Origin of the sequence: Burkholderia sp. 4NA327C6, from assembly GCF_005502655.1 — a bacterium.
In the GTDB taxonomy this organism is placed as follows: Bacteria; Pseudomonadota; Gammaproteobacteria; order Burkholderiales; family Burkholderiaceae; genus Burkholderia; species Burkholderia contaminans.
Genome location: NZ_SCNZ01000029.1, coordinates 88,580 through 115,013, shown reverse-complemented (window position 1 = coordinate 115,013; position 26,434 = coordinate 88,580). Strand labels below are relative to the sequence as shown.

Below are 26,434 nucleotides of genomic sequence, written 5' to 3'. Positions count from 1 at the left end.
CGATGCGCACTTTCCTCGATTCGCTCGATCTCGCCAAGGAGAAACTCATCCCCCATTGATGACTCGTTCTTTGTCGGCCCGACTACCTGTCAGATCAAGTCCCGGCTAATACACTTCAAATCTACAGATTCGCTTGTTCGGCAATGTGATCTCACGCACGCCGGAAGCTTCGATGTCCGGACATTATCAGTTGCTCGATGCTCGCCGATGGGCAGCCATATCGGCACGAGTCGTACCGGCGAGCGAGTTTCGCCTACAGTGGACCATGCTGCGCCTTGGACTCTTGCGCCGCGCAGGGGAATTCGAGGAGGCGCTCCGTTTAGCGGGTCCACTAGCCGATATCCAGGATTGGTTCACCGCGGTCGGGCGTGGTCTGGTCCTGCGACAAATGTCCCGTCCAGATGACGCGGAACATGCTTTTCGCAAAGCCGTCGGCATGCGCCCTGACGACCTCAGTGCGTATCTCGAAGCCGCCGATACTTGGTTAGACTGCGAAGGGTGGGCCACCGCGCGGGGTTGGTACGAGGCGGTAATACAACAGGAGCCGGAGCATCCCTGGGCGCGGCCGTCGCTCTTGTACTGCCAGTGGAAAGAGGGTGCTGACGATACTCGGCTGGCGCAACTTGTCGGTCTTGCCGGCGAGGGTAACGAGCGTGCGAACAGTTTGTGGTTTCGAGCACAGGGAGCACTGCCGGAGCCGCAGGATGCTTGCGCAAACATTCTTCGAGAGCTGCGTGATCAATTGATTCGAGCCGGTACCCCTGTCGATTCTGGCGAAAACATCAACATACGGGTTTCGTCGCTGGAGGCACCCAGCAACGCTTTGGCGTTGCGCCTCGAGTTGGCGTCCCATGGCAGAACGCAGTGCAATATCAGCATCCATGCCGAGGCAATTCCGTCCCCCGACCCTCGCCAACCCGTTGAACCAGTCGAATATGCCCTCTGGCATTACGAAGAGGATCAAGCAGCGCCTGCGCTGCCGCCCCCTCCGCTTCACATACGGGAAACCGTATCGGCTTTGGCCCTCGAACCGTATTTCCCACCGCGAAATTGGGCGCAAGCGAGTCACGTTGCCGCCTCGCTCAGCGAGGAAGCAATACTTCAGGTATTCGCGTGCATCGTACATCCCCCTGCCATACCGGCCGGCCGTAAGGAATCAATCTCAGCGCTTGCCTGGTTGACACGAGTGCAAATGGTTGTCATGCAGATCATCGCGCAGTATGGCGGCGACTGGGAGGGATCGATTCGGCGGAGCTTGTTATATAGCGCGTTGCTCGGGCCCAGTGATTGGGCGACGATAGCGGCAATCAGAGCACTCGCATGGATATCCGTCGCGCAGCGGGCCACTGCGCTTGATATTCACCGACACTTCGAGAAGTTGGAGGGCTGGCGACCGGATTCCGGGCACTGTTGCTGGCTTGGGCCGCTATATCAAAGCTGGGTGGACTTACCCATTCTGTTCGACGATGAGCGTGAAACATTGAATCGCAAATTCAAGGAACTCCGTAACGCGTGAATGTCAACGTGGGGCTCATCAGGCACATCCACGGGAATCCAAGAAGAACCGTTTCCATCATGACCATAAGAATCCTCCGCTTCGCCCCGCTGCTGGCGCTCGCCGCCGCCCCCATCGTCCACGCAGCCAACAGCCAGGCTTGTAGCGACGAAACCGTCACGGCCGTCGCCCGCTGGGCCGGCATCGCGAGCGCACGCATCGCCACGCGCGACGCGGATCGGCTCGTCGTCGCGTCGGCCTGCAAGGTCATGCCGAACGCGCCGGAAACGACGATCGCAGCCGTCGCATTCGATTCGCTTCCCAAAAGCAAGAACCCCGACGAAAGCAGCAAGCTGCAGGTCGTCGCACTCGTCGAAGGTGTCAAGGTCGTGGCGGCAGACCGTTCGGTGATTCAGGAGGACGCAGCGATACAGATCGGCGAGAACAGTTATCGCATCGATACTGCACCGTACCGGCTGTCGCCAGATGTACGGGCATTCGGCGTCGTGTTCAGCAGCACCGCGCACGGACCGAGCTGCCCGGATGCCTACATGGAGAACGAACTGACACTGTGGATTCGCGAAGGCGCCCGTGTCCGCCCCGTGTTTGGCACCAATCTCAATGGCTGGGTCGCCACCACAGGCACCGCGTGCGGCCCCGATACCAGCGACCTGCGCAGCGAGTCCGCCCGCATGACGATTGCGGTCGAGAAGACGTCGCACAACGGCTTTGCGGATCTGTCGATTACGGCACACGTGATGAACGCTGAAAGCAACGACGACAAACAACCGGACGCCGGAAAACGCACCGTGCGCACTGTCGTCAAATACGATGGCAAATCTTACGGGAGCGATATGTACCGGGACTTCTGGTATTCGCCTGCCTCGAAGAGGCGATTCAAATGACGGTGACGTGAAGCCGCGGTGAGTCTCCCCCACCCGCCTACTCCGCCACCTTCGCTCCGATCGCCTCACCCGAAGCCGGCATCCGCAGCGCATCATCACGCACACGTCGCGCCTCGCGCGCCGAATATCGATCCTTCAACCGCAGGAACGGTTTCTCGACGAGAAAATAGCTGGCCGTCGCAGCCAGCAGCGCCCAAACGATCCCGAGCGGAAACGCATGCGGCACGGCCAGATCCGGATTCGCAAACGGCTGCTGCCAAAGATACAGGCTGAACGAGATCGTGCCGACGAACACGACCGGCCGCGCACGCAACCACCGCGCACACCAGAACTCGCTACGGAAATTCAGCACGACGATCACGATCGCGATCAACGCGGCCTCAAGCGTCACGCCGTACGTCGCATTCCAGAACCCGCCGAGCCGATGCTCGGCAAGCGGCATGCCGATCAGCACGATGACGATGATCGCGGTCACGATGCTTGTCTCGCCACGCCAAGTGCGAATCCACGCTTCGAGCCGTTCGCGGTTGAGCGACGCATAGCAGCCGATCAGGATCGAATCGACGCCCGTGTGCAGCATCATCCCGAGCTGCCCGCGCAGCGCAGGCGCAACGAAATACGTCACGGCGCGCACCAGCGGCACGACCAGGATCAACGCGGCCAGCCAGCGCGTGCCGCCGCGGCGCATCCCATACACGAACAGCAGCGGCCAGAACCAGTAGAACTGTTCCTCGAGCGCGAGCGACCAGAAATGGCCGAGATACCACGCGCCGTCCGGATGCATCACGTTGTCTCCGGTCAGCCCGAACCACGCCGAGTAATTCCACAGGTGCAGCGCCGCATAGAGCCACTGCCGGCGGTCGACGTCGAACCAGCCGGCGAAGGCCATGATCGCGACCGCCGCGAGATACACGTAGCAGGCCGGCCAGATCCGCAGCGCGCGACGCACGTAGAACGACGTCAGCGCGATGCCGCCGGTGCGCGCGAACTCTGCGCGCAATACGTTGGTGATCAGGAAGCCGCTGAGGACGAAGAATATCAGCACGCCGAGCCGGCCGTCGGCGATCAGCCGCAACGGCGCATACCAGCCCGTGTAGCCGCCGGGCAGTACGTGCTCGGCGTGCCCGACTACCACCATCGCGACCGCGACGGCGCGCAACCCGGTCAACTGCGTGACGCGATGGTTCATCGGCTGGTTTCCGTTGGCACGGTAAAGGAAGAGGATTCGGTCGGCGCCCGACTGGCCCGCCGACACGTCGCCGCGATTTTGTATGAAAAATATCCGAATGAAATTGCTTCAAAAATCGCCGCGACACACCTCGCCAACGACGCTGCGCCCGAACGAGCCGACGCCCTGCGCGGCGAATGGGCATAATGACAAGCCTTGTCCGGCGGCGGCCGGTCCGATGCCCACGCAACGAATTTGCGGCGCAGCAACATCCGCGGTACCGTACCCGCCCGCACACCGGCCCGCGCCTCGTCCGCCCTCCCGTCGACTTTCATCCGGAGCCTGCCTGTGTACCCACCGATCGAACCCTACGCCCACGGCCATCTCGACACCGGCGACGGCCACCGCATCTACTGGGAGCGCTGCGGCAACCCGGCCGGCAAGCCCGCCGTATTCCTGCACGGCGGCCCCGGCGCCGGCTGCAGCCCCGACCATCGCCGCCTGTTCGATCCGGAGCGCTACGACATCCTGCTGTTCGATCAGCGCGGCTGTGGGCGCTCGACGCCGCACGCCAGCCTCGAGAACAACACGACGTGGGATCTGGTCGCCGATATCGAGCGCCTGCGCGAGATGGTCGGCGCGGAAAAATGGCTCGTGTTCGGCGGCTCGTGGGGCAGCGCGTTGTCGATCGCCTACGCGGAAACGCATCCCGAGCGCGTGAGCGCGCTGGTCGTGCGCGGCATCTTCACGATGCGTCGCGCGGAATTGCTGTGGTACTACCAGGAAGGCGCGTCGTGGCTGTTCCCCGACCTGTGGGAAGACTTCGTTGCACCGATTCCGGAAGCCGAGCGCGGCGACCTGATGGCCGCCTACCATCGCCGGCTGACCGGCAGCGACGAAGCCGCGAAACTCGAAGCCGCGCGCGCGTGGAGCATCTGGGAAGGCCGCACGATCACGCTGCTGCCCGATCCCAAACTCGCCGCGCACTTCGCTGACGGGCACTACGCACTCGCGTTCGCGCGCATCGAGAACCACTACTTCGTGAACAAGGGCTTCGTCGAGGAAGGCAAGTTGCTGCGCGACGCGCATCGCCTCGCCGGCATCCCGGGCGTGATCGTGCAGGGCCGCTATGACGTCGCGACGCCCGCGCGCACCGCATGGGAGTTGTCAAAGGCATGGCCGGATGCGACGTTCGAGATCGTGCCCGGCGCGGGGCATGCGTACAACGAGCCGGGGATTCTGGAAGCACTGATCGCGGCGACGGACCGGTTCGCCGCGTAAGCGTAATCAAAATGCAACGCGGTGCGTGCGGCCGTGCCTGCCGGCACACTCACGCACCGCCCGGTCAAAGCGCCGCTTCGACGATCGTCTTGCCGCTGATCGCCCGTTCGACGAGCTGTTCGTCGCCGACCTTGCGGATCGCATCGTCGAGCAGCCCTTCCGGCGCTTCGGTCGCCACCTTCAGCAAGCCCGACAGCCCGCGCGCGTCGAGCACCACGAGCGTCTCCATCGAATCCGCACGGCTCACGAGCACGCGGCGCCACGCCGGCCCCGCGCCGAAGCTCGCGCAGAGCGCAATCGTGTCGCTGCCGAGCGTGTAGTCGAATTGTTTGATCATGGTCCGCCGCCGTTACAAGGGAATGGCGATGCGCGACGGTGCGGCGCCGTGACGTCGGCGCACCCGCGCGTGCCGCCGGCGCCCCGGATCGAGTCCGATCCGGTCGCCGGCATGACCATGCTAGGCGTGCAGTATTAACGAAGACTTAAACGGCATTCGCGCGGGCACGCGGCATGCCGCATACGTCAGGGCGCGTCGAGCGGCTCCACCGTCACGCCAACCTTGAGCTCCTGATCCGCACCACCGCCGCGAATCACGCCGCGCAGCGGCGTCACGTCCGCATAGTCGCGGCCGATCGACAGCATCACGTAGTCGTCGCCCGGCGCACGATCGTTGGTCGGATCGAGCTGCAGCCAACCGTTGTCCTCAGGCCATGCCGGGTCGTACACCTCGACCCATGCATGCGACGCGTCGGCGCCGATCAAGCGCGGCTGCCCGGGCGGCGGCTGCGTGAGCAGGTAGCCGCTCACGTAACGCGCGGCCAGCCCGAGCGAGCGCAGCGCGCCGATCATCACGTGCGCAAAATCCTGGCATACGCCCTTGCGCAAGCGCAGCGCGTCGAGCGCCGACGTCGTGATGTCGGTGCTGTTCGGCGTATACGCAAAATCGGCATGCACGCGCCGCATCAGCTCCCACGCAGCCTGCACGAGCGGCCGTTGCGGCGTGAAGCTCGACGCCGCGTACGCGGCGAGTTCGGGATCGCATGCGACATGCGGCGACGTGAACACGAATTCGCTCGCCGCGTCGTAGGGCTGCCCCGCGCGAAACCGCAAGCGATCGCGCACGGCTTCCCACGCCATCGCCTGCTTCGGGTCGGGTTTCGCGATGGCGGGCGGCGGCTCCCCGCGCGCACCGCGCGACCACACCGGCGGCGTCACGCGTACCGTGCTGCGGCTGCGCACGAGCAGCGCATCGTGCGGCTGGTTCAACGCAAACGACGCGCGCGCATTGCCGAATGCATCGATCTCGGTCCCGACCGATTCCGGCGCGGGATCGATGTCGAGCGCGAACGACAGCACCTGCTGGCGCGGCGTGACGAGCGGTTGCAGGCGTGCCTGGTGCTGCGCCGATTCGACGCGCGCCGCGTAACGGTATTCGGTGTCGTGCGTGACGCGCAGCAACCGGCCGGGCGCAACGGCGGGCTTTGCTGCCGGTGTCGATGCGTTCCGCGCATTGCCGGAACCATGCGGCGCTTTCGCCGCGCCTTTCGTCGTCACCATAACGTCCTGCCCGCTTCGCGCACGTGGCTGAAATAGCGTTCGCCGATCCGGTTCGACAACTCCCAGACCGCCTTCACCGTGGTGTCGAGCGCCTCGAGCAGCTTGTCGTGCCGGCCGCCGTCGGCGGTCTCGCACAGCTCGTGCAGCGACCACGCGGGAACATCAGGAATCGTCTCGGCCAGCTCGGACAGCGCGTAGCCTTCGCTGCGCTCGACCTTCGTCAACCGGCCGCGCAGCGCCTGCACGACCCAGCCGAGCGAGCGCGGATTGTCGGTATCGAGCACGACGAGCGACAGCAGCGGCGCGACGTCGAAGCCGCGCTGGAACCGCGAACGGAACGTGATCGTGCTGTCGAACAGCTCCAGCACGAGCTCGAAGCCGTCCTGCCGGTGCACCGCGCCCTCGTCGAAGGCCGCCTTCAGCACGCTGCAGAGGAAATCCAGCCGGTCGATCTGCCGGCCGATCGACAGCAGCCGCCAGCCATCGTCACGCGTCATGTTGTCGGTCTGCGCACCCGTGATCGCACCGAGCAGCAGGCCGAGGCGCTCCAGCAACTGCAGCGCCTCGTTGCCGATCTGCTCTTCGGCTTCCGGCTGGCCGGCGCTGTCCGCGAACAGTTGGGTCGCGTCGTCGATCAGCCGCCACTGGTCGCTCGACAGTCGCTCGCGGATCGCGGCGGCGGCGCCACGCATGCCGAACAGGCAGGACGCAATGCCCGACGTGCGATCCGCGCCGCGCGTCAGCGACGTCGCGAGCGTGTGCTGGAATGCACGCGGCGCATCGACGGCGTTCGGCGCGTCGGCCGCGATCAGGCCCGTATCGCGGCACAGCGTGTCGAGCAGTTCCAGGTGCGCGGGGCTGTCGACGTCGTCCTCGCCGCGCAGCCGTTCGAGCGCCGCGCGCGCGAGGCGCATCAGGTTGGTTGCGCGTTCGGTATAACGGCCGAGCCAGAACAGGTTCTCGGCCGCGCGGCTCGCGATCGCGCGCGGGCGTTCGACGAGGTCGTCGGGGCCGAGGTGCGTCTGCAGCAGCGTCGTCGAATCGACGATGCCTTCGGTCATCACCCACGTATCGACGGTGCTGCCGCCGCGCGGCATCGGCGCGTTGAACAGCGTGTCGCGCGTGCCGACCCGCGACAGCCCGCCCGGCAGGAGCCGCCAGCGCTGCGCGCCGTCGGCGAGCGCGAACACGCGCAGCAGCACCGGCTTCGGCACGATGCGTGCACCGCCGTTGCTGTCGGGTGCGTCGTGGCGCGGCCAGGTCGGCGCCTGCGACAACGGCAGGTCGGCCTGCACCGTGTAATGTTCGGGCCGCGCGAGAATCCGCGCGCGCCATTCCGCCAGCTGTGCCTGCGTGAGCCGCGCGCCGATCACCGGCTCGAATGCGCCGCCTTCCTGCACGTCGGGTGGATAGGATGCCTTGACGATGCCGCGCGCGAGCTGCGGCAGCGCGTCGTCGCACGCAGCCGCCTCGCCGCACCACCACGAATGCACGGCCGGGAGCGTCAGCGTTTCGCCGAGCAGCGCTTCCGCGAGACGCGGCATGAAGCCGAGCATCGCCGGCGATTCGAGGAAGCCCGAGCCCGGCGCGTTCGCGAGCAGCACGTTGCCCGCACGCACCGCCTGCAGCAGCCCCGGCACGCCGAGCATCGAATCGGGCCGCAGTTCGAGCGGGTCGAGCCACGCGTCATCGACGCGCCGCAGGATGCCGTGCACCGGTTCGAGCCCGCTCAGCGTCTTCAGGAACACCCGGTTGTCGCGCGCGGTCAGGTCGCCGCCTTCGACGAGCGTAAGGCCGAGGTAGCGCGCGAGATACGCGTGCTCGAAATACGTCGCGCTGTGCGGCCCCGGTGTGAGCAACACGATCCGCGAATTCTTTCGAGTCGGGCTGAGCGCCTGCATGCTCTGCAGCAGCGCGCGGTACGCGGACGCGAGCCGCTGCACGCGCAGCCCGCGAAACCCGCGCGGGAAGAGCCGCGACACGATCAGCCGGTTTTCGAGGAGATAGCCGAGGCCGGCCGGGCCCTGCGTGTGCTGCGCGACGATCCGCCACTGCCCGTCCGGGCCGCGCGCGAGATCGAACGCGACGACGTGCAGCCACGTATCGCCCGGCACGCGTGCGCCGCGCATCGCGCGCAGGTAGCCGGGATGTCCGGTGACGAGCGCGGGCGGCAGCAGCCCGCGCTCGAGGATCGTCTGCGGCCCGTACAGGTCGGCCAGCGTCGCGTTGAGCAGCCGCACGCGTTGCAGCACGCCGCGCTCGATCGAGACCCAGTCCTCGGGCGTGACGATCAGCGGCAGCAGGTCGAGCGACCACGGGCCGGCCGCGCCGTCGCCGGCGCGCTGCTCGTGCAGTTGATAGAACAGGCCGTTCTCGCGCATACGCCGGTGCAGCGCGTCGGCGCGGCGATCGAGGTCGGCCACGCCGTCGCTGCCGATCGACGTGAAGAAACTGCGCCATGCGGGCGCAAGCGCGGGCGCGTTCAGGCCCGCCGCGCTGCCGCGCAGTTCGTCGTAACGGCCGGCGGCAGCCGGCGCCGCGAGCGCGGCGGCCAGTTCCGCGGCATCCGGCTGCGCGCCGGTATCGAAAAGCGTGGGCATCGCGTCGAGGGCGGCGAGATGATCGGTGTCAATGGGCGGCACGATATCGTTCCGTCGTCAGGGCACAGCCGCGCACACGCGCCGCCACCCGGGCAGCGGGCTGCGGCGCGCGGCCGCAATCTGCCCGCATCCTAGCATTCCGGCGGGGCCGCCAGCGACCGGAACCGCCGGGTATCGCGAACCGCGCATCGTCATCGTCCGGTCACGGCCGCCGCAGGTCGAGCGTGAACGGGAATTCGCGGCTCGGCGCGGCAGCCGCGACATCCATCCGCCCCGGCGTGTGCCCCATCTCCACGAAGCGCGCGAGCCGGCGGCTCTCGGCTTCGTATGCATTGACCGGGAACGTCGCGTAGTTGCGCCCGCCCGGATGCGCGACGTGATAGCGGCAGCCGCCGAGCGAGCGCTGCAGCCACGTATCGACGATGTCGAACGTGAGCGGCGCGTGCACGCCGAGGGTCGGATGCAGCGCGGACGGCGGCGACCACGCCTTGTAGCGCACGCCCGCGACGTATTCGCCGACGGTGCCGGTCGGCTGCAGCGGCAGCGCGCGGCCGTTGACCGTCACGACGTGCCGGTTGTCGTTCAGCCCCGTCACGCGCACTTCGAGCCGTTCGACCGACGAATCGACGTAGCGCACCGTGCCGCCGGGCGCGCCCTCCTCGCCCATCACGTGCCACGGCTCCAGCGCGCCGCGCAGCGACAGTTCCATCCCGTTCACCGCGATCTGGCCGAACAGCGGGAAGCGGAATTCGAAGTGCGGCGCGAACCACGCCGGATCGAACGCAAAGCCGGCGTCGCGCAGCTCGGTCAGCACGTCGTCGAAATCCATCTGAAGAAACGCGGGCAGCATGAAGCGGTCATGCAGCGCGGTGCCCCAGCGCGTGAGCGGCGTCGTGTACGGCGCGGCCCAGAAACGCGCGACCAGCGCGCGCAGCAGCAATTGCTGCACGATGCTCATCCGCGCGTGCGGCGGCATCTCGAACGCGCGCAGTTCGAGCAGGCCGAGCCGGCCGGTCGACGAGTCCGGCGAATACAGCTTGTCGATGCAGAACTCGCTGCGGTGCGTGTTGCCGGTCACGTCGATCAGCAGGTTGCGCAGCACACGGTCGACGAGCCACGGCGGCATGTCCTGCCCGAACAGCAGCTTGTTGCGCTGGATCTCCGCGAACGCGATGTCGAGCTCGTAGAGCTGGTCGTTACGCGCTTCGTCGACGCGCGGCGCCTGGCTCGTCGGCCCGATGAAGAGCCCGGAGAACAGGTACGACAGCGACGGATGGTTGTGCCAGTACGCGATCAGGCTCGCGAGCAGGTCCGGGCGGCGCAGGAACGGGCTGTCGGCCGGCGTCGCGCCGCCCAGCACGAAGTGATTGCCGCCGCCCGTGCCGACGTGGCGGCCGTCGACCATGAACTTCTCGCTGCACAGCCGCGACTGCCACGCGGCGTCGTACAGGAATTCCGTGTGATCGACGAGCTCGTCGAAGTTGTTGGCCGGATGGATGTTCACCTCGATCACGCCGGGATCGGGCGTCACCTGCAGCAGCTTCAGCCGCGCGTCGCGCGGCGGCGGATAGCCTTCGAGCACGAGCTTCACGCCCAGCGCGTGCGCGGTCAGCTCGATCGCGCCGAGCAGGTCGAGATAATCCTCGAGCGCGGCAAGCGGCGGCATGAACAGGTACAGGATGCCGTTGCGCACTTCGACGCACAGCGCGGTGCGCGTGATCCACGCGGCCGACTCGAAGCGCTCGGGGGCGCGACCCGGGTCGCGCGCGGCCGGCCGGCCGTTCCCGGCCGTGCCGTCGTCGCGCCACTGCATCACGGTCTGCGCGGCTGCCTCGCGATGCACGCCGGACAGGTAGCGCGGCGCATCGGACGGGCCGGCGTAGCGTGCGCGGATCGCGGCGGCGTCAGGCAGCGTGTCACGCGGCGCAAACGGGTCGCGCTCGACCAGATACGGATGGTCGGCGCGGCTCGCCCACGGCAGCGAATCGAGCGGCAGCCGATAGCCCATCGGCGAATCGCCGGGCACGAGGTACATCCGCTCGTCGCGGAAGAACCACGGGCCCGTCTCCCAACGCGGGCCGTCGAGGCCCGGCCGATCACGGCCGTCCACATCGTCCGTGCGCTTGACCGGCAGCACGTAGCCGACCACGCTGTCGAGCTGCTGCTCGAACACCTTGCGCAGCCGCGCGCGTTCGAGCTCGTCGTCGAGCCTCGAGTCGAACGGATCGACGTTGACCGGCAGGCGGCGCTCGCGCCACAGGTAGTACCAGACGTCCTCGTAGCCGGGCCGGATGAATTCGTCGGTCAGGTTCAGCCGTGCGGCCAGCGCGTCGATGAAGCGCTTCGCGTCGTCGGTCGTATAGGCGGACGGCTCGCGCTCGTCGGCGAACAGCGACGGGTCGTGCCACACCGGCTGGCCGTCGGCACGCCAGAAGATCGACAACGCCCAGCGCGGCAATTGCTCGCCCGGATACCACTTGCCCTGCCCGAAATGCAGGAAGCCGCCGTCGCCGTATTCGGCGCGCAGCCGCTGCACGAGTTCGGTCGCATAGCCGCGCTTGGTCGGGCCGAGCGCGTCGGTGTTCCACTCGGCGCCGTCGCGATCGTCGATCGACACGAAGGTCGGCTCGCCGCCCTGCGTGAGCCGCACGTCGCCGGCCGCCAGCGCACCGTCGACCTGCGTGCCGAGCGCCAGCACGCCGTCCCATTGCGATTCCGTGTACGGCTTCGTCACGCGCGGCGATTCGTACACGCGCGTCACGGTCATCTCGTGCTCGAACGACACCTCGCACTCGTCGATCAGCCCCTCGACCGGCGCGGCGCTGGTCGGCTGCGGCGTGCAGGCCAGCGGAATGTGGCCTTCGCCGGCGAGCAGGCCGGAGGTCGGGTCGAAGCCGATCCAGCCGGCGCCGGGCAGGTACACCTCGCACCACGCGTGCAGGTCGGTGAAGTCGACCGACGTGCCGCTCGGGCCGTCGAGCGATTTCACGTCGGGCGTCAGCTGGATCAGGTAGCCCGACACGAACCGCGCGGCGATGCCGAGGTGGCGGCACAGCTGCACGAGCAGCCATGCGCTGTCGCGGCACGACCCCGAGGCCAGTTCGAGCGTCTGCTCGGGCGTCTGCACGCCTGGCTCCATCCGCACGAGATAGCCGATGTCGCGCTGCAGTTGCTGGTTCAGCGCGACGAGAAAGTTCACGGTGCCGGCCGGCGTGCGGTCGACGCCGTCGAGATACGTACGGAACAGCGGCGACACGCTCGTCTGCGGATCGCACACGAGGTACGGCGCGAGCTCGGTCTTCAGCGCGTCGTCATAGCTGAACGGGTATTGCTCCGCGCTGGCTTCGAGGAAGAAGTCGAACGGGTTGTACACCGACATCTCGGCGACGAGATCGATCGTGATCTCGAAGTGCTCGGTGCGCTCCGGAAACACGAGCCGCGCGAGATAGTTCGAGAACGGGTCCTGCTGCCAGTTGATGAAGTGCTGCGCGGGCTCGACCGTCATCGAATACGCAAGGATCGGCGTCCGGCAGTGCGGCGCGGGCCGCAGGCGTACGACCTGCGGGCCGAGGTTGACGAGCCGGTCGTAGCGATAGCGGGTGGTGTGATGCAGCGCGACGTGGATGGACATGGGAGCTCGGTTCGGGTTGGGCCAGCCGCGCGCCGCGTCGCACTCGATGCGACGCGGCGCCCCGGCCTGGCGGATTCGGCGAAAGCGTGCGCGAGGTCAGACGAGCTCGGGCGTCTGCACGACGCTGATCTCGACACCGACGGCCGTCGCGCCGAGCCCCGTCACCGGCTGCGCGTCGCGATAGTCGAGGCCGACCGCGATGCGCACGTAGCGCTCGTCCGGGCAGCGATTCATGAACGGATCGAATCCGACCCAGCCCAGCCCTTCGACATAGGCCTCGGCCCACGCATGGCCGGCCGGCTGCTGCATCAGCCCGGCCGCCTGCGGCTGCGCGCCGTGCGCCGGCTGCGGCATCCCCTGCGACTGCGACTGCGACTGCGCGGCATGCGACGCGCCGAGCACCTGCTGCATGCCCTCGCCGCTCTGCAGCGCGAGCGCTTCTTCCTCCTCGACGTCGCCCGCGTTCTGCTTCGCGTCGGCGATGCGCTGCATCGCGCTGTCCGCCAGCACGTAGCCCGAGATGTAGCGCGCGGGAATCTTCAGCACGCGCGCGGCCGCGATGAACGCATGCGCATGGTCGCGGCTCGTGCCCTCGCCGCTTTGCAGCGCGGTTTCCGCGTCGACGGGGGCGTCGGCGGCCAGGTTCGGCGCATACGCGATGCGGTCGTGCACTTCCGTCATCAGCCAGTGCAGCGCGTCGAGGCTGCGCGGCTCGATCGGCAACGCTTGCGCCAGCGCGCGCACGGTGTCGCCCGCCTTCGTCAGCGCCGTTTCGCGCTCGAAGATCCACGGCGGCGCATAGCCCTCGGGATGACCGAGTATGCCGGCGCGGTCCTGCGTCTCGACGACGCCGGCCGCGATCACGACGATCTCGGCCTTCGCGCCGCGGTCGTGCCGCACGAGGTCGATCCGGTTGCCGAGCCCGTCGGCATAGGACAGCGACGGCTCGACGCCGTCGATCGTGACCTGCCACGCGCGCACCGTCTGCCCGGGGCCCGACTGCGGGCGCAGCCGCAGCCGTTGCAGTGCATGGGTGGCTTGATCGTCGAACTGATAACGCGAGATGTGTCGAATGGCGAGTCGCATGGCAAGTCTCAGTCGAAGTTGTAGGCCTGGGCGATTTCGAGCCCGAGGCTGTTGTTGCGGCCGATGAAGTCGGTCAGGAACTCGTGCAGGCCGCTCTTGAAGATCCGCTCGACCGAGGTGTCGGACAGCATTTGCAGGATCTTCGTGGCCGTGTCGTGACACGGGTGTGTCACGCCGTAATCCTTCGCGAGCAGGTTCAGGCTCGAGACGACGCGCCCGTAGCAATAGCGCAGCGAACGCGGCATGCGGCCGTTCAGGATCAGGTAGTCGGCGATGTTCATCGGCTTGTACTGCACGTCGTACACCCAGCGGTACGAACGGTGCGCGGCGACGCAGCGCAGGATCGTCTCCCACTGGTAGTTGTCGAGGATCGTGCCGACGTGCGACACCGACGGCAGCAGCAGGTGGTATTTCACGTCGATGATCCGCGCGGTGTTGTCGGCGCGCTCGACGAACGCGCCGATCTGCGCGAAATCGAAGATCTCGTTGCGCAGCATCGTGCTGTAGAAGCTGCCGAGGATGAGCGCGGTTTCGCGCTTCACCTGGTCGAGCACGGCCGGCAGTTCGCTCTCCGGCACCGGCTGCGCGAGCGCGCGGGTCAGCGCGAGCCACGCACCGTTCACGCTCTCCCATGCCTCGCGCGTGAGCGCCGTGCGCACCATCCGCGCGTTCGAGCGCGCGGCCTCGATGCACGACAGCACGCTCGACGGGTTGTCGCGGTCGCGCAGCAGGTAGTCGGTCACAGTATCGGCCGCATACGCGTCGTATTTCTGCCGGTAGCCTTCGTCCGTGCCCGAGCTGACGAGCACCGACGACCATTCGGCCGGCGCGTCGGACGTGCGCGTGAGCGCCATCCGCAGCCCGGCATCGACGATGCGCGCGATGTTCTCCGCGCGCTCGATATAGCGGTACATCCAGTAGAGGCCGCTTGCAGTACGTCCCAGAAGCATCTCGTGTCCACTCCGTCTTCGTTCGGTTGGCGCCCCGATCGCGGGGCGCGCGGTCGCGTCCGGCTCAGTCGGCCAGCACCCAGGTGTCCTTGGTGCCGCCGCCCTGGCTCGAGTTGACGACGAGCGATCCCTCCTTCAGTGCGACGCGCGTCAGCCCGCCCGGCGTGATGCGGATCCGGTCCGACACCAGCACGAACGGCCGCAGGTCGACGTGGCGCGGCGCGAGGCCGGCTTCGGTCAGGATCGGCGTCGTGGACAGCGCGAGCGTCGGCTGCGCGATGTAGTTCGCGGGGCGCGCGCGCAGCTTCGCGGAAAAGGCTTCGAGCTCGGCCTTCGACGCGCACGGCCCGACCAGCATCCCGTAGCCGCCCGAGCCGTGCACTTCCTTCACGACCAGTTCGTCGAGATGGTCGAGCACGTATTTCAGGCTGTCGGCTTCGCCGCAGCGCCAGGTCGGCACGTTCTCCAGCAGCGCCTTGCGGCCCGTGTAGAACTCGACGATCTCCGGCATGTACGAGTAGATCGCCTTGTCGTCGGCGATGCCGGTGCCGGGCGCGTTCGCGATCGTGATGTTGCCCGCGCGGTAGACGTCCATGATCCCCGCGACGCCGAGCACCGAATCGGGGCGGAACGTGAGCGGATCGAGGAACGCGTCGTCGACGCGGCGGTACAGCACGTCGATCGGCTGGAAGCCTTCGGTCGTGCGCATCGCGACGCGGCCGTCGATCACCTGCAGGTCGCTGCCCTCGACGAGATGCACGCCCATCTGGTCGGCGAGGAACGAATGTTCGTAGTACGCGGAATTGTGGATGCCGGGCGTGAGCACGGCGACGGTCGGGTTGTCGGCGTTGCCGCCTGGCGGGCACACGGCCGCGAGCGACTGGCGCAGCATCTGCGGATAGGTCTCGACCGGGCGCACCTTCACCTGCTGGAACAGCTCCGGGAAGAGCTGCATCATCGTCTCGCGGTTTTCCAGCATGTACGACACGCCGGACGGCGTGCGCGCGTTGTCTTCCAGCACGTAGAACTCGTTCTCGCCGGTGCGCACGATGTCGACGCCGATGATGTGCGTGTAAACGTTCCCGGGCGGCCGGAAGTCGATCATCTCCGGGATGAACGCTTCGTTGTGCGCGATCAGGTGCTTCGGCACGATGCCCGCGCGGACGATTTCCTGGCGGTGGTAGATGTCGTCGAGGAAGGCGTTGAGCGCCATCACGCGCTGCTCGATGCCGAGCGACAGGCGGCTCCATTCGGCGCCCGAGATGATGCGCGGGACGATGTCGAACGGAATCAGCCGCTCGGCCGCCTCCGCGTCGCCATAGACGGCGAACGTGATGCCCGTCTTGCGGAACACGCCTTCCGCGTCGTAGGCCTTCTGGGCGAGGCTCGCGGGATTCTGCGTGTCGAGCCACTGCTTCAGGCGCGCGTAGGGCGCCCTTACCATGTCGCCGGATTGCAGCATTTCATCGAATGGCTTCATCGATCTTTTCTCCATCGATCGTTTTCCCCGGCATTGCGCATGCCGGACCGGCGTACTGAATGCTTTGCAAGGAACGTGCCTTGCTCGACCCCTCGATATCCCCCCGTTTTTGCGCCGCGCCGGGCACACCCGCGCGGCATTGCGCACCATCACGGTGCAGCGCCCGGCGCGACGGGCGACGACGGTGCGTCGCCAGCGCGCACGGTTCATGCTGCGCCGCGTCTTCCGAACATAGTTCTCCCGCGTGTCACGAATGTGCAATCTGCACTGCACAAAAAACGGCGCGACCGGGCACGGGACCGCTGCCATGAAGGCGGGCCGGTACGCGCACGGCGCAACCGGCCCTGGGGGGAAGTACCGTCTGCGGCCGCACCGGCAGTTCGACGCGATGAACTGTCCGGTTAGCCGGGTCCGGCACCTCAACGCTATGCAGCCGTAATCCCGCCGACAACGCCCATGCATATTTCGACTGACACCCATCGAAAAAAAACATCGGCCCGACCGGCGCGAGGCGCGGTACGCTAGAAAGTTCGTGCAGCAAACGGTGCCGCCGCCTTTCAGGCGCCCGACTATAAAAAGCGAAGATCGAAATGGAAGCAAAGTGGCTGGAAGATTTCCTGAGCCTTGCGGATACCAAGAGCTTTTCCCGGGCCGCGCGTAACCGGCACCTCACGCAGTCGGCATTCAGCAGACGAATAGCTGCGCTCGAAACCTGGATGGACGCGAAGCTGGTGGACCGGAGCATCAACCCGATCACGCTGACACCGGCCGGCCAGATGTTCCGCGGGCTCGCCGCGGACATCCTGCGCAGCATGTATGCGGCACGCAATCTCGTGAACGGCTACGACCAGTTCGCGGCCAGCGACCAGGTCGTGCGTTTCGCGGTGGCCCACACGCTCGTCTTCACGCTGTTTCCCGAGTGGCTCAAGCAGCTCAACGGCGAAGTCGGCCACGTCACCGCGCGCGTCAACGCGGTGAACGTGCCGGAAGGCGTGCAGCAGCTCGTCGAAGGGGAATGCGACCTGCTGCTCGGCTATCACCATCCGCAGTTGCCGATCGTGCTCGACCCGAACCACTTCCCGTTCGTCAGCCTCGGCGTCGAACGGATCCTGCCCGTGTCGACACCCGATGCGCGCGGCAAGCCCGTGTTCCAGTTGCCGGGCACCCCCGATGCACCGCTGCCGCTGCTCGCGTATTCGTCGGGCGCGTTTCTCGGCAACATCGTCGAGATGCTGCTGCTGAATGCCACCGAGCCGTACGTGCTGCACCGCTGCTTCGAGACGCACATGTCCGAGGCCCTGAAGGGCATGGTCGTGGCCGGGCACGGGATCGGCTGGCTGCCGGAAAGCTGCGTCGCGAAGGAACTCGCGGACGGCACGCTCGTATGCGCGGGTTCCGGCGACTGGATCACCGAGCTCGAAATCCGCCTGTACCGGTCGGCCCGCAAGCGCGGGCTCGCGGCCGAGCAACTGTGGACCTACATCATGAACCGGCCGCGCGCGGCGGTCGACGATGCAGCCGGCCCGGCCGAACCCGCGGCCGCGCCGGCGATGCGCATCGCACGGCGCAGCGCGGGCGGCAGCCGCTGATCGTCGCGTTCGCGTCGTTCGCGTCGTTCTCGCGGACGACGCGAACGCAAGTGCGGTTTGCGGCAATCCGGTGTGCGCGTCCATTCGCGTCGGGCCGCTTCCCGGTAGCACGCAACGATCCCGCTTTGGCCTGAAGAATTACCGCGCCGGACGCGGAATCGATATCAGATGAATCGCAATCGTTTGCATTCCGAACATGAAGTTTTTACGTCCGACGCAGCACACCGGCATTTTCCGTCTGATTATCTGGGCAGAAATACCCTGTTACAGAACAAATTAAAAGTTTCGATTTACCTGTAACAATCTAAAATACCAGAAACGCCTCCGCCGCATTTCATATCGCGCGACCTGTATCCGGTTCGATATCAATTTCCCCGGAACACAGTCGCAAAAATTCCTTTTATCAGTCGTTATTTTTCGGCACTAATGTCGATACGTCCGACGTGATTCAATGCGTGCTGGATCATCCCTACCGAATAGCAATATTCATATTCGGCAATATCGACTTTCTTCATAGGTAAGAGAGTCATACGAATCCGTCGTTATCCTATTTAAATAGGACATTTAACGCCGTCCCATTCGGGCCACACGCGGTTGTTGGTTCAAAACCCATCGTGTATCAATAGCGTGTCGCAAAAAGAACGTTGGCAAATCTGACTCGGAATAAATGCTCGCCATTGATTCCGGACGGGAGGTTGCAATGTCTTCCTCGTTTCGACAGCAGGCTCGCCCTTTCCTGAGCGTCTTCCTCTCGACGCTCTGCATGAATGCGATGGCCCAGACGCTCGCGTCCCAGCCACCCGCGTCCGCGTCCGCACCCGCATCCGGCCCGGGTGCGGATCGCTACGTCATTTCGTACATCTGCGGCGATGCGCGGATCGACGGTACCGCACCGCTGCCGCCCGACGGACGGCCGTACAACCTGGGCGTGTCGTTTGCTTCGGCCAAGACGGGGCAGCCGCTCTCCAACGTCCAGGTGCGCCTGCGCAGACATGGCCGCGTGCTCGTCGAATTCAATGCCTCGGGGTCGCGTTGCCTGTTCAGCGTGCCCGATGCGAGCTACCGGGTCGAAGGAACCTATCAGGGCGCGACCCAGTTCGCGATCGTCGAAACGGGTGCGCTGACCACACAGTTGAAATGGTGAGCGCCACCTGAGCGCACCCCATCACGTCTTACACCACACCGTATCGAATCGAGGAGACATGAATGACTCGTGCAGAACGACAGGACGGCTCGCCCGCCCACCAGCCGAAACCCTCCTGGGGTCCCGGAAAGAATGCGGCGCTCAGCTTCGCCGCATTCGCCGCGATCTTCGGCATCTTCGCGTACGCCGAACGGGACACGACGGTCGGCCATGCGAGCGTGACGCACGACATCTCCGGCGCGATCGGAACCGCCGTCGGGAAAACCCGCCAGGCGATCATGACCGTTGCCTCGCGCGCAACCGCAACCGGTACGCCCGGAACATCGGCCGAGCCCCGCCCGGCCCCGGCACGCACGCAGGCCTCGCCGCCCGCGCCGCCTCAGGTCGCGTCGACGTCGGCTGCGCGCGAGGTGTCCACCGTGCCGCCCGTCACGCTCGCGGTCGAACCGCAAGCCGCGCCGCAGCCCGCCCCCCGTGCCGTCGCGAAACACCGGCAATCGCCGCATGCGCCGCCCGTGACGCTCGCGGCCGGTACGCACGGGGCGTCGGCCTACGGCCGCGCCGCCACGCGGCACGGTGCCGCGCAACGTGCGCAGCGCACCGAAACGCTGGCAGGCACGAGCCGGCGCATGGATTTCACGCCCAGGCCCCGGCCGTATGGCAACGACACGGCGCGCATGCAGACGGCAAGCGTCACGCACGCGGAACTGGAAAGCGCGCGTGCGCTGGCGAAGGCGCGCTCGTGCGCGGTGATCGACGAATGGAACTGTGTGGAGCAGAACGCGAGCCGGGCGCTCGCGATCGACCCGACGAACAGCGAATCGCGTGCATTGCTCGGTCAGGCGATCCGCAACCGGCTGTAAGCCGGGTCCGCAACGCCGGGCACGCGCGGCCCGGCCGCGCGACGCACGACGACCTGCGTCGTCAGGCGGGCAACCGATGTGATCGTTTCGAAAGGAGGCCACCTCGTGGACAACAATCGGAAACAACAATGCACCACCGTCACTCCGTCCAGCCGACGGCTCCTCCTGCATGCGCCGCTGGTGTTGCTGCTCGTCGCGTCAGGCCCCTGCTTCTCCGCCGACGGCGATCCGGAAGCGCGGCGCATCGACGAATTCGCCGGGACCAACGGCGCTCCGGATGCGGCGCCGCGCGATGTGCAGCCGACGGTCGTGTCGATCCAGATTGCCCAGGCCGAGGTCGTCCCGCCCCCTCATGCGCCGACGCCGATCGCGCGGGCTTCGGATGCGTCGATGCAGATCGCGCAAGCCTCGAACCCGCAGCCGCCGACCCTGCCGACCACGGTCGTGGTGGAACCGGAGGCGCCGCAATCGAGCGCCGCCGTGCCGGGTGCGCGATCGCCGGATACGGCGAATACGACGAATAAGCCGGCGCCGGTCGTGCAGACACCGACAGCGCCGATGCTGCTTGCTCAGGCCGAGAACGCCCGCCCGCCCGAAGCACCGACACCTCCCGCTTCGACGACGTCCGACACGTCCGCATCCCCTTCGCCGGCGCCGATCGCGCCGCCTTCGGCCCCCGCGCCGAAGATCGAACGAGCCGCACCCGCCACGCCGCCGCTTGCGCCGACGCAAACCGCGCAGGTCTCCGGCACGCCGATGCCGAACTCGCCCGCGCCCGTTCCCCAGATGCCTGGCTCGCCGCCGCCGTCTTCCCCGGCGCCGAACTCGCAGACGCCCGGCGCCCAGCTACCCGGCGAGCCGACACAGCGATCGCAGGGGCCCGACGTCGAAACGCCGAACGCCCACGCGCCGAATCTGCGTACCGCCGACGTCGAGACCGTGCGCAACGACGTGTTCGGCCTCGCGGCGAGCGGCGGCGCGGTCAAGGCGCTCGATGAAGCGAAGGCACGGCCCGATGCGTTCTCCGCCGTCGACATCGCGCAACTCGAAGAACTGTCGATTCGCCAGCAGGTGCGCGGCGGACGCGACAAGTCGCGCTCGATGACGAGTGCCGACCGCTTCGACGGGATCGACAACGCGCTGCGCGCCGCAGACGACCTCGACAAGCGGACGCCGGCCACGCCCGAGTACACGCCGGTCAGGACTGCGCTCGCAGGCGACCGGACGGTCGCCCTTGCGGCACGCGGCGACATGAAGCAGGCCGTCGCGACGTTCGAGACGATTCCATCCAACGCGGAAATCTCGATCGACGCGCTGGCAGCCGTGGGCGACGCATACCTGTACCTGAGCGAACCGGGCAAGGCGAACGCCGTGTACCAGCGCGCGCTGAAGCAGGCGACTGCGTCGCCGACGGATCGCGCGACCCGCGGCTTCCAGTACGGCGAGCGCACGCGTCCGATCGAATTGCGCGAAGGGCTGTTCTGGTCGTACGTCGACCAGGGTCGCGCGGCGGACGCGAAGAAGGCGCTCGACGACATGGGCGCGTCGCTGCCGCCTGCCAAGGAGGTGACCAGCGTCGGTCCGGGAGAAAGCGACTATCTGCGCTACTACCGGCTGCGCGCGCAATACCTGATCTTCACGGGCCACGCCGATCAAGGGATCGTCGCGCTCGAGGAACTCGAGAAACAGGTGCCGTTCAACGCGGAGATCCGCGCCGCGCACGCCGACGCGGTGTCCGGCCAGTCGCATCCGCGCCAGGCGATCGCGATGTATCGCGCGTCGCTGACGGACCACCCCGACAGCGTCGAGATGCTCGCGGGCCTCGGCCGCGCGTCGCTCACGGCCGACGACTATGCGACCGCGAAGAGCGTCGACCAGACGCTGGACAACACGTTCCCCGACAGCGGCGCCGTGCGGGGCTTCAAGCGCGACTACAAGGCGTACCGCAGCCCCGTGTTTACGACCGACCTGAGCTTCGAGCACGGCAACAGCGCACTGGCCGACAACAGCTTCACGTCGGACAGCTACATCTATTCGCAACCGTTCGGCGACAACTGGCGGGTCTTCGCGCATACGTTCTACGGCCATGCGCAAACGGACGGCGGCAGCGTCAGCCGCACACGCACGGGCGTCGGCGGCGACTACCGGCACGGGCCGCTCACCGTGCTGGGCGAAGTCACGCGCTCGCTCGGCGGGGACGGACGAACGGGCGGCCGCGGATCGATCGCGTACGCGCTGAACGACTACTGGACCGTCAGCGGCGCGCTCGACTCCAACGACAACTCGCTGCCGTGGAAGGCGTACGCCGCCCACATCTGGGGACGCTCGGCGAACGTCTCGGTCGTGTATCGCCAGAACGACCGTCGCGAGGTCAAGCTGAGCTACGGCGTGAGCCGCTACAGCGATTCGAACGTGCACCAGGAAATCGCGGCAACCGCCACGCAGCGCGTGTACACGAGCGCCACCCAGCAGGTCAACGTATCGCTGGATCTCGGCACCGACAGCAACACGCGCACGAACGCGCCCTACTTCAGCCCGGGCCGCGACTATGCGGCCGCGGCGACCGTGATGCACCAGCTGACGCTGTGGAAGAAGGGCGACATGGGGCTGCAGCAGCGCGTCTCGGTGTCGGGCGGCATGTACAACGAGCGCGGCTTCGGCACCAGCGCGCTGTGGAGCGCGCGCCTCGAGCACGCATGGACGTTCAAGCACGACATCACGCTGAGCTATGGCGTGGAGGTCAGCAGCCACGCCTACGACGGCCAGCGCGAGCGCTCCGAAACCGGCTTCATGTCGGTCAACCTGCCGTTCTAGCAAGGAGATCGGGTAATGCAAACCAGACGGACCTTCATGTGCGGATGCCTCGGTACATTTGCCGCCTGTTCGCTGTTTCCCGGCGTGACCAACGCCAGGATGATCGACCTGCTGCCGCCGTCCGATCCGGCCGACGGCAAGACGTTTCGCGTGATCTGCATGCACGACGTGCGCGACAACCTGATGGCGTCGTTTTCGTCGAAGTCGGCGTCGGCATTGATCGACCCGTTCGCGGTCGATACCGGCACGCTGACCGCGATCTTCTCGTGGCTGCAGACCAACAACTACCACACCATCACGGTCAAGCAGATCGAGGAGTCGCGGCACGGCGGCAAGCCGCTGCCGCCGCGCGCGGTGCTCCTCACGTTCGACGACGGCTTTCGCAGCCACTACACGAAGGTGCTGCCGCTGCTCGAGCGCTTCAAGTATCCGGCCGTGATGGGCCTCGTCACCGCGTGGATCGATACGCCGCCGGATACGCCGATCCGCATCAGCGACAAGGTCCAGGTGCCGCGCGACTACTTCCTGTCGTGGGACGAGGTGAAGAAGCTCGGGCAGTCGGAATTCGTCGAGCTCGGCTGCCACACGCACAACCTCCATCACGGCGCGGTCGCGAATCCGCAAGGCAACGAGTTGCCGGCAACCACGTCGCATCTGTACCTGCAAGACCAGAAACGCTATGAGACCGACGCCGAATTCCACGCACGCGTGCACGACGACCTGCAGACGTGCGTGCGGCAGATCCGCGAACGCACCGGCATCGTCGCTCGCTCGATGGTGTGGCCGTACGGCGCGGAAAACCAGCCCGTGCGCCAGATCTCGACATCGCTCGGCATGGACATCCAGTTCAGCCTGGATGCCGGCCCGAATACGCCGGACGTGCCGCTCGACCGGCTGCGGCGGATCCTGATGATGTACGACGTCGACATCGGCGGGTTCGAGCGCTCGATGCGCGAGCCGGCGTCGAACCGCGGCGACGTCGACGTGCCCGAGCGCACCGTGCAGGTCGACCTGGACCAGGTCTACGATCCGGACCCCGCGCGGCAGGAAGCGAATCTCGGCAAGCTGATCGAACGCATCTACCGGATGCAGCCGAAATCGGTGTACCTGCAGGCGTATGCGGACCCGAAAGGCACGGGCGTGGCCGAAGCGGTGTATTTCCCGAACCGGCACCTGCCGATGCGCGCCGACCTGTTCTCGCGCGCCGCGTGGCAGCTCAACACGCGCGCCAACGTGCAGGTGTATGCATGGATGCCGGTGCTCGCGTTCCGGCCGCCGGCCGACAAGCTGCGCGGGCTCGAGGCCGTGAGCGCCTACGGCGGCGCGCCGGCCCGCGAGAACGGCACGCGCACGTTCCGGCTGAGCCCGTTCGATCCGGATGCGAGGCTGATGATCCAGCAGGTCTACGAGGATCTCAGCAAGCACGCGTCGTTCAGCGGCATCCTGTTCAGCGACGACGCGGTGCTCGACGACTACGAGGATGCGGGCCGGCACGCGCTGCGCATCTATTCGCAGTGGGGGCTGCCGGCCGACGTCGGCAAGATCCGCGAGAACCCCGACCTGCTGAAACGCTGGACCCGGCAGAAGTCGCGCTACCTGATCGACCTGACCCGCCAGCTCCAGCAGGTCGTGCTGGCCCACCAGAACGTGGGCGACGTGCTGACCGCGCGCAACATCTTCGCGATGCCGGTGCTCAAGCCCGAATCGGAAGCGTGGTACGCGCAGAACTACGACGATTTCCTCGCCACGTACGACTACGTCGCGCTGATGGCGATGCCGTACATGGAGCAGGCGAAGGATCCCGAAGGCTGGATGGACGAACTCGTGAAGGCCGTCCGTGCGAAGAAGCTCGGCCTGCAGCGCACCGTGTTCGAACTGCAGTCGTACGACTGGCATGCGCACAAGGACGTGGCGGCCAGCACGCTGCTCGCGCAGATGCGGCGGCTGCGCAGCGAGGGCGCGGTGAATTTCGGCTACTACCCGGACAACTTCCTGAACGACCAGCCGGATCTCGACGCGATGCGCGACGTGATGTCGCTGAAGTCGCGCCTCGACCCGACCTCGATCAACGCGCTGATGCAGATGCACAAAACCCAGGGGACGAAGACGCCATGACCACCCACAGCATCATCCAGCGCCTGCAGGATTTCGTCTTCTACTACCCGTTCTTCATGTCGTACCTGTGGATGATCGGCGGCGTCGTGCACTACTTCCTGCTCGAGGAAGGCCGCGAGGTGTCCACGCGGACGATCGCGTCGAGCGGGATCCCGAAGATCTCGATCGTCGTGCCCTGCTTCAACGAAGCCGCGAACGCACGCAGCGTGATCCGCCACCTGGACCGGATGCAGTATCCGAACTACGACATCATCGCGGTCAACGACGGCAGCAAGGATCGCACCGGCGAGATCCTCAACGAGCTGGCCGTCGAAATCCCGCGGTTGCTCGTGATCCATCACGCGCGCAACGAAGGCAAGGCGGTCGGGCTCACGACCGCGGCGGCCGTGTCGAACGCGGAATACCTGCTGTGCATCGACGGCGATGCGCTGCTCGCGCATGACGCGATCGGCTGGATGCTCGAGCATTTCCTGACCGATCCGGGCGTCGGCGCCGTGACCGGCAACCCGCGCATCCGCACGCGCACGTCGCTGCTCGGCCGCATGCAGGTCGGCGAATTCTCGTCGATCGTCGGGCTGATCAAGCGCACGCAGCAGGTGTACGGCCGCATCTTCACGGTATCCGGCGTGATCACGATGTTCCGCAAGACCGCGCTCGCCGACGTCGGCTACTGGAGCTCGGACATGCTGACCGAGGACATCGACATCAGCTGGAAGCTGCAGTGCCGCGACTGGCGCGTCGTGTACGAGCCGCACGCGCTGAGCTGGATCCTGATGCCCGAGACGGTGAAGGGCCTGTACCGGCAGCGGTTGCGCTGGGCGAAGGGCGGCATCCAGGTGCTGATGAAGTACGCGGGCACGCTCGCGCGGCCGACACAGATGATGATGTGGCCGCTGTTCGCCGAGTACCTGATCGGCATCGCGTGGGCGTACTCGATGTCGTTCATCCTGCTGCTCGCGCTCATCAATGTCGTGTACCCGCTGCCGCAAGACTGGCACGTGTCGGTCGTGCCGCACTGGCACGGCATGCTGCTGGTCGCCACCTGCATCCTGCAACTGATCATCGGCAGCATGATCGATCGTCGTTACGACGAAAAACTCCTGATGTATTTCCTGGACACCATCTGGTATCCCGTCGCCTTCTGGCTGATCAGCATGATCACCACCGTCGTCGCCCTGCCTGCCGTCGTGCTGCGGGGCCGCGGCAAGCGGGCCGTATGGGTCAGCCCCGACCGAGGCATTCAACATGAAGAACGCACCGATTATTGACCTTTCCCTGCGCACACCGCGCGAACTGATCGCCGAACGCGGTCATGTCGTCGGGTCCGTGCTGATCGTCTGGTTCCGGCTCTTGCGGCCCGCGCTGGTGGGCGCCGTGTGGGCATCGATCTGCATCTACACGTACCGCTACCTGCTGCCGTTCAACCCGGCCGAGATGCCGATCGAACAGATGGTGTTCTACGCGACCAGCATCGCGCTCATCGCGGGCACCATCGTCATGTGGCTGATCGCCGGGCGCGTCGTGCATCCGCTCGCCTACCGGCTGCGCGTATCGAAAATGCTGCGACGCTCGGCCAGCGCGAAGGCGCGCTCGGTGCCGCCGACCGTGCTGGCAAGCGCCCGCCGGCGCGGCGCGCGACGCACGACGCGCATTCTCGTCGCGTCGCACGACGCGAACGGTTCGATTTCCGGCATCGAATGGGTAGCCCACGCGGGGCCGCAGCCCCGCGAGTAGGTCAGCGGAGACGCGCCGCTGC

19 protein-coding genes are annotated in these 26,434 nt (G+C 66.7%); 11 read left to right on the top strand and 8 right to left on the bottom strand.

What is annotated here, in order from left to right; translation table 11 throughout:
- Window positions 1-172 precede the first annotated feature (172 nt).
- Together FFS49_RS26475 and FFS49_RS26470 are read left to right on the top strand one after the other, a co-directional pair.
- Window positions 173-1,516, top strand: a complete 1,344-nt coding sequence (locus tag FFS49_RS26475; protein ID WP_137909914.1) for a hypothetical protein — start codon at window positions 173-175, stop codon at window positions 1,514-1,516.
- Between the two features lie 65 nt (window positions 1,517-1,581).
- Window positions 1,582-2,400, top strand: coding sequence for a multidrug ABC transporter ATPase (locus FFS49_RS26470; protein WP_105816142.1), 819 nt, complete (start codon window positions 1,582-1,584; stop codon window positions 2,398-2,400).
- Window positions 2,401-2,437: 37 nt separating this feature from the next.
- Here FFS49_RS26470 and FFS49_RS26465 read toward each other — a convergent pair whose 3' ends face one another.
- Window positions 2,438-3,589, bottom strand: a complete 1,152-nt coding sequence (locus FFS49_RS26465; protein WP_105816082.1) for an acyltransferase — start codon at window positions 3,587-3,589, stop codon at window positions 2,438-2,440.
- On the opposite strand from FFS49_RS26465, the gene FFS49_RS26460 reads away from it, so the two are divergent.
- Window positions 3,581-3,775 carry a hypothetical protein gene (locus tag FFS49_RS26460; RefSeq protein WP_137909915.1) on the top strand — a complete coding sequence of 65 codons (195 nt, stop codon included), beginning with the start codon at window positions 3,581-3,583 and terminating at the stop codon, window positions 3,773-3,775. The two genes, FFS49_RS26465 and FFS49_RS26460, sit on opposite strands and share 9 nt — an antisense overlap.
- A 141-nt stretch (window positions 3,776-3,916) precedes the next feature.
- On the top strand, window positions 3,917-4,849 hold the full coding sequence (gene pip, locus FFS49_RS26455; protein WP_105816083.1) for a prolyl aminopeptidase: 933 nt from the start codon (window positions 3,917-3,919) through the stop codon (window positions 4,847-4,849).
- Between the two features lie 64 nt (window positions 4,850-4,913).
- Here the strand turns inward: pip and FFS49_RS26450 are convergent, their stop codons facing one another.
- The 7 genes from FFS49_RS26450 to FFS49_RS26420 form a co-directional block, all read right to left on the bottom strand.
- A complete protein-coding gene (locus FFS49_RS26450) occupies window positions 4,914-5,186 on the bottom strand; it encodes a hypothetical protein (RefSeq protein WP_105816084.1) in 273 nt (90 codons plus the stop codon).
- Window positions 5,187-5,371: 185 nt separating this feature from the next.
- Window positions 5,372-6,406: a transglutaminase family protein gene (locus FFS49_RS26445; protein WP_105816085.1), complete on the bottom strand. Its 1,035-nt coding sequence runs from the start codon at window positions 6,404-6,406 to the stop codon at window positions 5,372-5,374.
- On the bottom strand, window positions 6,400-9,006 hold the full coding sequence (locus FFS49_RS26440; protein WP_039357383.1) for a circularly permuted type 2 ATP-grasp protein: 2,607 nt from the start codon (window positions 9,004-9,006) through the stop codon (window positions 6,400-6,402). Before FFS49_RS26440 ends, FFS49_RS26445 begins: the two co-directional genes overlap by 7 nt.
- 202 nt (window positions 9,007-9,208) lie before the next feature.
- Window positions 9,209-12,637, bottom strand: a complete 3,429-nt coding sequence (locus FFS49_RS26435; RefSeq protein WP_105816086.1) for a transglutaminase family protein — start codon at window positions 12,635-12,637, stop codon at window positions 9,209-9,211.
- A gap of 96 nt (window positions 12,638-12,733) precedes the next feature.
- A complete protein-coding gene (locus FFS49_RS26430) occupies window positions 12,734-13,723 on the bottom strand; it encodes a transglutaminase family protein (RefSeq protein WP_105816087.1) in 990 nt (329 codons plus the stop codon).
- An 8-nt stretch (window positions 13,724-13,731) separates the two neighbouring features.
- Window positions 13,732-14,673 (bottom strand): alpha-E domain-containing protein, encoded by a 942-nt coding sequence (locus FFS49_RS26425; RefSeq protein WP_039357158.1) that lies wholly within the window; start codon window positions 14,671-14,673, stop codon window positions 13,732-13,734.
- 64 nt (window positions 14,674-14,737) lie between these two features.
- On the bottom strand, window positions 14,738-16,153 hold the full coding sequence (locus tag FFS49_RS26420) for a circularly permuted type 2 ATP-grasp protein (protein ID WP_039357160.1): 1,416 nt from the start codon (window positions 16,151-16,153) through the stop codon (window positions 14,738-14,740).
- A 590-nt stretch (window positions 16,154-16,743) separates the two neighbouring features.
- On the opposite strand from FFS49_RS26420, the gene FFS49_RS26410 reads away from it, so the two are divergent.
- The 7 genes from FFS49_RS26410 (at window position 16,744) to FFS49_RS26375 (ending at window position 26,412) form a co-directional block, all read left to right on the top strand.
- Entirely contained in the window at window positions 16,744-17,742 is a 999-nt protein-coding gene (locus FFS49_RS26410) for a LysR substrate-binding domain-containing protein (RefSeq protein WP_039357163.1), read from the top strand.
- A 700-nt stretch (window positions 17,743-18,442) separates the two neighbouring features.
- Complete coding sequence (locus tag FFS49_RS26400) at window positions 18,443-18,886, top strand: hypothetical protein (RefSeq protein ID WP_105816088.1); 444 nt, start codon at window positions 18,443-18,445, stop codon at window positions 18,884-18,886.
- Window positions 18,887-18,948: 62 nt separating this feature from the next.
- Complete coding sequence (locus FFS49_RS26395) at window positions 18,949-19,749, top strand: hypothetical protein (protein ID WP_105816089.1); 801 nt, start codon at window positions 18,949-18,951, stop codon at window positions 19,747-19,749.
- A 105-nt stretch (window positions 19,750-19,854) separates the two neighbouring features.
- Window positions 19,855-22,563 carry a poly-beta-1,6 N-acetyl-D-glucosamine export porin PgaA gene (gene pgaA / locus FFS49_RS26390; RefSeq protein ID WP_105816090.1) on the top strand — a complete coding sequence of 903 codons (2,709 nt, stop codon included), beginning with the start codon at window positions 19,855-19,857 and terminating at the stop codon, window positions 22,561-22,563.
- Between the two features lie 15 nt (window positions 22,564-22,578).
- Entirely contained in the window at window positions 22,579-24,678 is a 2,100-nt protein-coding gene (pgaB, locus tag FFS49_RS26385; RefSeq protein ID WP_105816091.1) for a poly-beta-1,6-N-acetyl-D-glucosamine N-deacetylase PgaB, read from the top strand.
- On the top strand, window positions 24,675-25,946 hold the full coding sequence (gene pgaC / locus FFS49_RS26380; RefSeq protein WP_039357173.1) for a poly-beta-1,6-N-acetyl-D-glucosamine synthase: 1,272 nt from the start codon (window positions 24,675-24,677) through the stop codon (window positions 25,944-25,946). Before pgaB ends, pgaC begins: the two co-directional genes overlap by 4 nt.
- Window positions 25,924-26,412 carry a Biofilm PGA synthesis auxiliary protein PgaD gene (locus FFS49_RS26375; RefSeq protein WP_105816092.1) on the top strand — a complete coding sequence of 163 codons (489 nt, stop codon included), beginning with the start codon at window positions 25,924-25,926 and terminating at the stop codon, window positions 26,410-26,412. The genes pgaC and FFS49_RS26375 overlap by 23 nt, the downstream gene beginning before the upstream one ends.
- Window positions 26,413-26,434: the final 22 nt, after the last annotated feature.

Coding starts and splice junctions, on each gene's coding strand:
- FFS49_RS26440 (WP_039357383.1), bottom strand. CDS start 9,006: ATGCCCACGCTTTTCGATACCGGCGCGCAGCCGGATGCCGCGGAACTG.
- FFS49_RS26445 (WP_105816085.1), bottom strand. CDS start 6,406: ATGGTGACGACGAAAGGCGCGGCGAAAGCGCCGCATGGTTCCGGCAAT.
- FFS49_RS26410 (WP_039357163.1), top strand. CDS start 16,744: ATGGAAGCAAAGTGGCTGGAAGATTTCCTGAGCCTTGCGGATACCAAG.
- pgaC (WP_039357173.1), top strand. CDS start 24,675: ATGACCACCCACAGCATCATCCAGCGCCTGCAGGATTTCGTCTTCTAC.
- FFS49_RS26375 (WP_105816092.1), top strand. CDS start 25,924: ATGAAGAACGCACCGATTATTGACCTTTCCCTGCGCACACCGCGCGAA.
- FFS49_RS26400 (WP_105816088.1), top strand. CDS start 18,443: ATGTCTTCCTCGTTTCGACAGCAGGCTCGCCCTTTCCTGAGCGTCTTC.
- FFS49_RS26450 (WP_105816084.1), bottom strand. CDS start 5,186: ATGATCAAACAATTCGACTACACGCTCGGCAGCGACACGATTGCGCTC.
- FFS49_RS26425 (WP_039357158.1), bottom strand. CDS start 14,673: ATGCTTCTGGGACGTACTGCAAGCGGCCTCTACTGGATGTACCGCTAT.
- pgaB (WP_105816091.1), top strand. CDS start 22,579: ATGCAAACCAGACGGACCTTCATGTGCGGATGCCTCGGTACATTTGCC.
- FFS49_RS26460 (WP_137909915.1), top strand. CDS start 3,581: ATGGTTCATCGGCTGGTTTCCGTTGGCACGGTAAAGGAAGAGGATTCG.
- FFS49_RS26435 (WP_105816086.1), bottom strand. CDS start 12,637: ATGTCCATCCACGTCGCGCTGCATCACACCACCCGCTATCGCTACGAC.
- FFS49_RS26475 (WP_137909914.1), top strand. CDS start 173: ATGTCCGGACATTATCAGTTGCTCGATGCTCGCCGATGGGCAGCCATA.
- FFS49_RS26430 (WP_105816087.1), bottom strand. CDS start 13,723: ATGCGACTCGCCATTCGACACATCTCGCGTTATCAGTTCGACGATCAA.
- FFS49_RS26420 (WP_039357160.1), bottom strand. CDS start 16,153: ATGAAGCCATTCGATGAAATGCTGCAATCCGGCGACATGGTAAGGGCG.
- FFS49_RS26465 (WP_105816082.1), bottom strand. CDS start 3,589: ATGAACCATCGCGTCACGCAGTTGACCGGGTTGCGCGCCGTCGCGGTC.
- FFS49_RS26395 (WP_105816089.1), top strand. CDS start 18,949: ATGACTCGTGCAGAACGACAGGACGGCTCGCCCGCCCACCAGCCGAAA.